General features: G+C 73.4%; 7 protein-coding genes. All 7 read left to right on the top strand.

The features are described 5' to 3' along the window. Window positions 1-120 precede the first annotated feature (120 nt). Window positions 121-1,311, top strand: a complete 1,191-nt coding sequence (locus TR48_RS37745; protein WP_084730097.1) for an allantoate amidohydrolase — start codon at window positions 121-123, stop codon at window positions 1,309-1,311. After that, complete coding sequence (locus TR48_RS37740; RefSeq protein ID WP_042375334.1) at window positions 1,308-2,657, top strand: formimidoylglutamate deiminase; 1,350 nt, start codon at window positions 1,308-1,310, stop codon at window positions 2,655-2,657. The genes TR48_RS37745 and TR48_RS37740 overlap by 4 nt, the downstream gene beginning before the upstream one ends. Window positions 2,658-2,782: 125 nt before the next feature. Then, a complete protein-coding gene (gene hutI / locus TR48_RS37735) occupies window positions 2,783-3,940 on the top strand; it encodes an imidazolonepropionase (RefSeq protein WP_042375332.1) in 1,158 nt (385 codons plus the stop codon). Between the two features lie 146 nt (window positions 3,941-4,086). Then, window positions 4,087-4,797 (top strand): LPXTG cell wall anchor domain-containing protein, encoded by a 711-nt coding sequence (locus tag TR48_RS37730; protein ID WP_042375330.1) that lies wholly within the window; start codon window positions 4,087-4,089, stop codon window positions 4,795-4,797. A gap of 284 nt (window positions 4,798-5,081) precedes the next feature. Next, window positions 5,082-6,410 carry a WxL domain-containing protein gene (locus TR48_RS37725; protein ID WP_042375328.1) on the top strand — a complete coding sequence of 443 codons (1,329 nt, stop codon included), beginning with the start codon at window positions 5,082-5,084 and terminating at the stop codon, window positions 6,408-6,410. A gap of 71 nt (window positions 6,411-6,481) precedes the next feature. Further along, on the top strand, window positions 6,482-7,540 hold the full coding sequence (locus TR48_RS37720) for a COG1470 family protein (protein ID WP_042375326.1): 1,059 nt from the start codon (window positions 6,482-6,484) through the stop codon (window positions 7,538-7,540). Beyond that, window positions 7,537-8,448 (top strand): neocarzinostatin apoprotein domain-containing protein (locus TR48_RS37715; protein WP_052443380.1); only part of this gene is annotated, 912 nt, incomplete at its 3' end. The genes TR48_RS37720 and TR48_RS37715, both read left to right, overlap by 4 nt.

The raw sequence follows: 8,448 nt of genomic DNA, 5'->3' as shown, positions 1-8,448 counted from the left end.
ACGCCGTCGAGGTCGCCGAGGAGCGCAACGTCCGCATCCCGATGCGTGAGGGTGAGTGACCTTCAGATGACTGAGGCTTACGAGGAGGAGCTCGGCGACGCCGCGGACGGCTACCGCCGGATGTGGCGCGAGCTCCTCCCCGTCGGCCGCTTCCAGGAGACCGGCGGCTACCGCCGGTTCGCCTGGACCAGCGCCGACGCCGAGTGCCGGTCCTGGTTCGCCGAGCAGGCGGCCGCGCGCGGACTGACCTACGAGGTGGACCGCAACGGCAACCAGTGGGCCTGGTACGGGGATCCCGAGGCCGGCGACGCCGTCGTCACCGGCTCGCACCTGGACTCCGTCCCGGACGGCGGCGCGTACGACGGGCCGCTGGGTGTGATCTCCGCCTTCGCTGCCCTCGACGCGATGCTCGCCCGTGGCGCGCGCCCCACGCGTCCGCTCGCGCTGACCAACTTCGTCGACGAGGAGGGCGCCCGTTTCGGCGTCGCGTGCGTCGGCTCGCGCCTCACGGCCGGGGTCCTGACCCAGGACCAGGCCTTCCGTCTGCGCGACGCGGACGGCGTCTGGCTGCCGGACGCGATGGCCGCGGCCGGGCAGGACCCGGCGGGGATCGGCAAGGACGAGGCGCGGCTCGCCCGCGTCGGCGCCTACGTCGAGCTGCACGTCGAGCAGGGCCGCCACCTGGAGGAGACGCCGCACGCCGTGGGCGTCGCCTCGGCGATCTGGCCGCACGGCCGTTGGCGCTTCGACTTCCACGGCGAGGCCAACCACGCGGGCACCACGCGGCTGCAGGACCGCCGCGATCCCATGCTCACCTACGCGAACACCGTGCTCGCGGCCCGGAAGAAGGCCCGGCTGGCCGGCGCGCTGGCGACCTTCGGCAAGGTCAGCGTCGAGCCCAACGGAACCAACGCGATCGCCTCGCTCGTGCGCGGCTGGCTCGACTCGCGCGCGGCCGACGAGGCCACGCTGACGGCGCTCGTCGACGCGATCAGTGAGAGCGCCCGCGAGCGGGCCGAGCGCGACGGCGTGCGCGCGGAGATCGTCCGCGAGTCCTACACGCCGGTCGTCGACTTCGACGACGTGCTGCGGGACCGGCTCGTCTGCATCCTCGGCCCGGACACCCCCGTTCTGCCGACCGGCGCGGGCCACGACGCGGGAATCCTGTCCTCGGTCGTCCCGACTGCGATGCTGTTCGTGCGGAACCCGACCGGCGTCTCCCACTCACCGGCCGAGTCCGCCACCGAGCCCGACTGCCTGGCCGGGGTCGCGGCACTCGCCAAGGTGCTCGAGGAGATGACCTGCGGATGAAGACGTTCTGGGCCCCGCACGCCTGGCTGCGCCGCGAGGGCGGCTCGCTGACGGCCGTCGAGAACGACGTGCGCATCGACGTCGACGCCGCCGGGCGGATCAGCGCGATCACTCCCGACAGCGGCCCCGCGCCGCAGGGCGCGACCGTGCTCACCGGCCTGGCCCTGCCCGGCATGGCCAACGCCCACTCCCACGCCTTCCACCGCGCCCTGCGCGGCGCGGTGCAGGTCGGCAGCGGCACCTTCTGGACCTGGCGCGACACCATGTACCGGGCGGCCGACGCGCTCGACCCGGACAACTACCTCGCGCTCGCCACGGCCGTCTACGCCGAGATGGCCCTCGCGGGCGTCACGGCGGTCGGCGAGTTCCACTACGTCCACCACCAGCCGGGCGGCGCCCCCTACACCGAGCCGAACGCCATGGGGGAGGCGCTGATCGAGGCTGCGGCCCGGGCCGGCATCCGGATCACGCTCCTCGACGCCTGCTACCTGTCCAGCGGCTTCGGCGAGGCCCCCAACCGGCACCAGACGCGCTTCAGCGACGGCAGTGCCGAGGCCTGGGCCGCGCGCGTCTCGCTCCTGAAGGAGCGCGACCACGCGAAGATCGGCGCGGCGATCCACAGCGTCCGGGCCGTGCCCGAGCAGGAGCTCGGCGCGGTCGCCGCATGGGCGAAGGAGCGGCAGGCGCCGCTGCACGTCCACCTGTCCGAGCAGGTCGCCGAGAACGACGCCTGCCTGGCCGCGCACGGCGTCACCCCCACCCAGCTGCTGGCCCGCCACGGCGTCCTCGGCCCGCGCACCTCGGCGGTCCACGCGACGCATCTGTCGGAGGAGGATCTGCAGCTGCTGACGGACACCTCCACCGTCATCTGCATGTGCCCGACGACGGAACGCGATCTGGCCGACGGCATCGGCCCCGCCCGTCGGCTCGCCTCCAGCGGCTGCCCCGTCTCGCTCGGCTCCGACAGCCACGCGGTCATCGACCTCTTCGAGGAGGCCCGCGCGCTGGAGCTGAACGAGCGTCTGGCGACGCAGCGCCGCGGCCACTGGACCGCGGCGGCGCTGCTGCGCGCCGCGACGGAGGACGGCCACGCGTCCCTGGGCTGGTCCGAGTCGGGCCGACTGGAGCGCGGAGCGCTCGCCGACTTCTGCACGGTGGCCCTGGACACGCCCCGGACGGCGGGCCAGCCGCCGCAGCTGGGCGCGGAGGCCGCGGTGTTCGCGGCGAGCGCGGCGGACGTCCGCGACGTCGTCGTCGGCGGCCGCGTCGTGGTCCGGGACGGCACCCACCTCTCCGTCCCGGAAACGGGACGGGCCCTGAACGAAGCGATTGGCGCTTTGCGTTAGTTGCAGCCACCTCAGGGGCGCGGGGAACCACCCGAGGCGGATGGCCCTGTTCGCTCGGGAACTCAATGCCCAGGGCGAATTGTCGCGCAGTTCCCCGCGCCCCTCGATGGTCCCCAAGGAGAACGATGACCACCCTGATCACGAACATTGGTTCGCTGCTCACGAACGACCCCGAGCTCGGCACCCTCACCGACGCCGCGATCGTGCTCGAAGGTGACACGGTGGCCTGGGTCGGCGCGGCCGTTGCCGCGCCGGACGCGGACACGCGGGTGGACGCCGAGGGCCGGGCCGTCATCCCCGGTTTCGTCGACTCGCACGCGCACCTCGTCTTCGCGGGGGACCGCACCGCCGAGTTCAACGCCCGGATGTCCGGTCAGGCGTACACGGCGGGCGGCATCCGCACCACCGTCGCCGCGACCCGTGCCGCGAGCGACGAGCAGCTGGATGCCAACCTCCGCCGCTACTTCGGCGAGATGCTGCGGCAGGGCACCACCACCGTCGAGGTGAAGTCCGGGTACGGCCTGACCGTCGAGGACGAGGCGCGCGCCCTGCGGATCGCGGGTGTGCACACGCCGGAGACCACGTACCTCGGTGCGCACGTGGTCGCGCCGGAGTTCGCTGAGGACCCGGCCGGGTACGTGGCGCTGGTGACGGGCGAGATGCTCGACGCGTGCGCGCCCTACGCGCGCTACGTGGACGTCTTCTGCGAGCGCGGCGCGTTCGACGGGGACCAGGCGCGGGCGATCCTGACCGCCGGCGCGGCGCGCGGGCTGACGCCGCGCGTGCACGCGAACCAGCTGACGCAGGGGCCGGGGGTGCAGCTCGCGGTCGAGCTGGGCGCGGCCAGCGCCGACCACTGCACGCACCTGTCCGACGAGGACGTGAAGGCGCTGGCGGACGCCCGTGAGACGACCGTCGCGACGCTGCTGCCCGGCGCGGAGTTCTCCACCCGTGCCGTGTACCCGGACGCGCGGCGCCTGATCGACGCGGGCGCGACCGTCGCGCTGTCGACGGACTGCAACCCGGGGTCCAGCTTCACCAGCTCCATGTCCTTCTGCATCGCCGTCGCGGTGCGCGACATGGGGATGACGCCGGACGAGGCCGTCGTCGCGGCGACGCTCGGCGGCGCGCGGGCGCTGCGGCGCACGGACGTCGGGCACTTGGCGCCCGGCGCGCGGGCGGACCTCGCGCTGCTGGACGCGCCCTCGCACGTGCACCTCGCCTACCGGCCGGGTGTTCCGCTGGTCAGCGCCGTCTGGCAGGGGGGCGCGCGGGCCTGCTGACGCGGCCTGCGGGCCGCTTCGCACCACGACGCTCCCACCGCTCACTGAGAAGGTCGCTGCACGAGGGTTCCCCCCGTCGTGTCCCTGTCGTACCGTCGGCCACAATCTGACGACTCGTCAGTAAGGTGCGGCAGGAGGAGGGCGCAGTGGGCCACGGGATCACCAGAAGGGCCGCCGTCGGCCTCGTCGCCGCGGGGATGGCGACGGCGGCGGCTGTCACTCCCGCACACGCGGCGACGGTGCCGGTGAACTACAACTGCCAGACGCCGATCGGGGCGAAGAGCGCGGTCTCGCAGGTCGAGATCAGCGCCACGCCCAGCGGCTCCTCGTACGCGGTGACGGTCACCTTCACCAACGGCGTCTCCTCCAGTCCGGTCCCGCTGGGGGCGGGCTCGATGACGCCGAGCGTCGTCGTCGCCGTGGGCGGCGCGGACGACGGCGGCTTCACGGCCACCGGACCGGCCAACGCGCAGCAGATCCCGGCCAACAGCCCGATCCGGATCGGCAGCATGACCGGCACCTATGCGCCGCACCACACCGGTTCGGTGACGCTCACGCCCTCCACGCTGACCATCAAGGCGCTGGGCACGACGACCACCTGCAAGCCGAGCGGTGCGGTCTCGCCCGCGCTGACGCTGAACGTCACCACCGCCTCGGGATTGGGCGCCGCCTCCGGCTCCTCGTCGACGAGCTCCGGCGCCGGTGCGGCCACCGGTGGCACGCTGCCGCAGACCGGGCCGGCCGACGACGCCGCGGCGTTCGGGCTCTTCGGTGGGACGGTGCTGCTCGCCGGTGTGGCGGGCGCGCTCTGGCTCACCCGGCGCGGCCGCAGCGGGCGACTCGATGCGCGCTTGTGAAAGCGCGGGCTCGCACGCCTTGACTTCTAAATCTGACGGGTCGTCAATTATGGCCTGCAGGGGGATGGGACCTCCCTGCGCACGAGGCCGGCCGCCCCGTCCACGGCAAGGGAAGCAGGGAGGCCGGCCCGCACGGCACCGTAGCGCCGTTCGCGGGACAGTCCGGGGCGCACCACTCGGCAGATCGCCAGATCGACCTTCGAAAGGGCAGCGGCGGTGACCGTGGCGGCTGTCACGCACGGTGCGTGGCAGGCCGTCCGACCACCGAAAGGAGCACCAGTCACGTGTTCCACAACTCTTCGACACTCCTCAGACGGATAGCCGCCTGGGGAGGGGCCGCCGCGCTCGCGGTCGGTGCACCGGTCGCCCTGGCCGGTTCCGCGCACGCCGCGTCGGCGAAAGGGACCACCGTCTCCTACGCGATGACCTGCATCCCGCCGTCGATCTCCGGCCTCGGGCCGCAGCACGGCACCGCGACAGCGGAGATCACGCTGTCCGACACCACCCCCACGGCCGGGGAGACGGTCACCGTCACCTACGACGTGATCCAGCCCGCCTCGGGCAACCCCTCGAGCTTCACCGTGCCGGCGGGAAGCGTCAGCGCCACCGGTGACGTCACGCTGGGCGGAGCGGTGACCACGCCGGTCAGCGTCTCGGCCACGACGGCACAGGTCAACAACCCGGCGATCCCGCCGGGCGGCGCGTTCCCGCCGTTCCGGATGACCGGCACGTTCGTGGCGCCGGCCTCGGGGACGATCAACTTCTCGCCCGACGGCATGACCATCAGCGTGGCCGGCACGGACACCGTCTGCACCGTCGACAGCACCCCCGGACCGGTCTCCAACTCGGCGACGGTCACCATCCCGAACAACCGCACGCTGACCGACACGCCCAACCAGGGCCCGGTCGGCACCAAGGTCAGCGTGACCGGCTCGGGCTACACCGCCGGGGCCACCGTCACCATCGCCGGCTTCGCGGGCACCACCGGTACCGGGGACCTGACCCAGGTCACCGCCGACGCCGGCGGCAACATCAGCGGCACGCTGACGGTCAACGCCGCGACGACCACCGGGATCATCGCCTTCGAAGGTTCGGCGTACAACCCGTCGACGGCCTCCCCGCCGGCGGCCTTCACCGTCACCGCAACGGTCAAGCCCGGCGATCTGCAGCAGACGCTGAACTCGACGGTGCTCGCCGGAACGCTGAGCATGACGCAGTCGGGCACCTCGGTCACCATGACCCCGGTCCCCTTCGGCGCCGGCGGCGCGTCCACCGGCACGCTCAACACCGTCACCGTGCAGGACTTCCGCGGCGGCTCGACCGGATGGTCCCTGACGGCCAGCAACACCAACTTCAGCGGACCGGGAACGGCGAGCCTCCCGTCCACGGCCCTCAGCTGGACGCCGACCTGCAGCACGACCTCCGGCAGCCCGAGCACCTGCGTGCCCGGCTCCGCGGGCACGGTCGGCGCGGCCGGGGCTACCCTGGCCGGCACTCCGGCGGCGAACCTGACCGGCGGTCAGTTCGCAGCGGGCGCAAGCCTGACCCTCACCGTCCCGGCGTTCACCGCGCCCGGGGCGTACAGCTCCACCCTCACGCTGACCCTGGCGTAGGGCCGCACGACCGTACCTGATCAGGGGGTCCGGGGCGGCAGCCCCGGGCCCCGCAAGGGGAAGGCTGAGCGATGAGAGTCCGTTGCACCATCTGGTTCCGCGCACCCCTGGGGTGGGGCCGACGCCCCTTGCGGGCGCTGCTCGCCGTCGCCGGCCTTCTCCTCGCCGTCCTCCCCGCCGCAACCGCGAGCGCCGCCGACAACGGGAGCTGGGCCGTGTTCCCGACGCCGCCCGCGGGCACGGCGACGCCCGGGCCCGGGGACCGGCAGTACTTCTACCTCGAATCCGCGCCCGGCCGGACCCTCTCCGACCACGTCTCCGTCGTGAACCTCACCACGCAGCCCAAATCCTTTCGGCTGTACGCCGCCGACGCGTACAACACCCCACGGGACGGCGGCTTCGCGCTCCGCACCGAGGGCCAGCGGATGACCGGCGTCGGCGCCTGGGCGAAGCCGAACGTCACCAGCCTCACCGTTCCGCCGCGGACCCGCGCGGACATCCCCTTCTCCCTCACGATCCCCACGACCGCCGAACCCGGCGACCACCCCGGGGCGATCGTCGCGATCGAGACGGACGTGGAGGCGACGACGCAGCAGGGCGGACTCGCCGTCGGGATCGAACGAGCCGTCGGCGCGCGCATCTATCTGCACGTCACGGGCCACGCCGTGCCCGCACTCAGTGTCGACGCCGTCTCCGTCCAGCACAGCGCCCCGCTCGTGCCCGGCTTCGGCGCGAACCGGGGCACGCTCCACTACACCCTCACCAACCACGGCAACGTGACCCTGCACCCGAGCGTGGAGGTCAGCGAGACCGGCTGGTTCGGTTCTGTCTATCACCGGCCACCGACAGGCAGCGGGATCGAGCTGCTGCCGGGGCAGTCCGTGCAGCTGACGCTCGCCCTGCCCGCGCAGCCGCAGTTCGGCGGCGTGTCGGTGACCGTCAAGGCCTCCGACGGCGGCACTGCCGCGCAGGGTCAGGGCGGATACCTGGCCGTTCCCTGGCTGCTGGTCGCGGTCGTCCTGCTGCTGCTCGTCGCCGTCGGGGTCTGGCTCCGGCTGCGGGCGAAGGGCAGGCGGCCGCACCGGGCCGGACGGCGTCGCAGCCCAGAGCCCGCGGAGGTCGCGGCGTGAGGGACCACCAGCCGTCCTTCCGGCTGCACCACCTGCTGGCCGTGCTGCTGATCCTGCTGGCCGTGCCGGTCGCGCTGCCCGCCACGTCCGCGAGGGCCGCGAGCGGACCGGTCGTCGTGCCGCTGCCCGCCTCGGCCAAGCCCGGGGCGACCACGACGGTGGGCGGCTCGGGCTGGCCCGCCTCCACGCTGCTCACCGTGCTGATCTGCGGCCAGAACGCCGTCGCGGGGACGGACGACTGCGCCAACGACGCCGGACGCGCCGTCACCACCGACGCGAACGGTCGGTTCACGCAGCAGCTGACCGTGGAGACCCCGCCGCAGCCGTGCCCGTGCGTCGTGCACGTCACGACCGTGCTGGGGAGCACCGAGAGCGCCGACGCCCCCTTCGACGTCATCGGCGCGCCGGTGAAGCCGATCCCCCCGAACGCCGCGGGGAGCGGGCAACTGCACGCGCTGAGCGCGAGCCTGACCGGGGGCGGCAACCCGCTCAACTGGTTCGGCGCACCGCCCTCGCGGACGCTCCGGGTGATCGTCACGAATCTGGGCGCCGCGCCCGTCTCCGATCCGGAGTTCCAGATGGGCATCTGGCACTCCGTGCTGGCGCCCGAGTGGAGCGCCGCGCCCTGGCAGGGCGTGGTCCAGCCGGGCCAGAAGGTGGAGATCGACCTCCCGGTCGAGTTCGGTTCCGGGGCCAGCGGACGCTGGTCCGTGGCGCTGCGCTACCAGGGCCAGGACTTCGCGAGCGCCTACGAGGACCTGCCGGTGGCGTGGGGCGTCTACCTCTTCTGGACCCTGCTCGGCGTCGTCGCCGCCGTCGGTCTCTACCGGATCGGGATGGCGGTGCTCGACCGCGTCCGTCCGGACGCGGTCGAACGCCACCGGGACGCGCGCCGCGCCACCCTCGGT

The sequence above is a fragment of the Streptacidiphilus neutrinimicus genome (genome assembly GCF_000787815.1).
Taxonomy (GTDB): Bacteria; Actinomycetota; Actinomycetes; order Streptomycetales; family Streptomycetaceae; genus Streptacidiphilus; species Streptacidiphilus neutrinimicus.
This window is presented reverse-complemented; position numbering and strand designations above follow the sequence as displayed.

Coding starts and splice junctions, on each gene's coding strand:
- TR48_RS37745 (WP_084730097.1), top strand. CDS start 121: ATGTGGCGCGAGCTCCTCCCCGTCGGCCGCTTCCAGGAGACCGGCGGC.
- TR48_RS37740 (WP_042375334.1), top strand. CDS start 1,308: ATGAAGACGTTCTGGGCCCCGCACGCCTGGCTGCGCCGCGAGGGCGGC.
- hutI (WP_042375332.1), top strand. CDS start 2,783: ATGACCACCCTGATCACGAACATTGGTTCGCTGCTCACGAACGACCCC.
- TR48_RS37720 (WP_042375326.1), top strand. CDS start 6,482: ATGAGAGTCCGTTGCACCATCTGGTTCCGCGCACCCCTGGGGTGGGGC.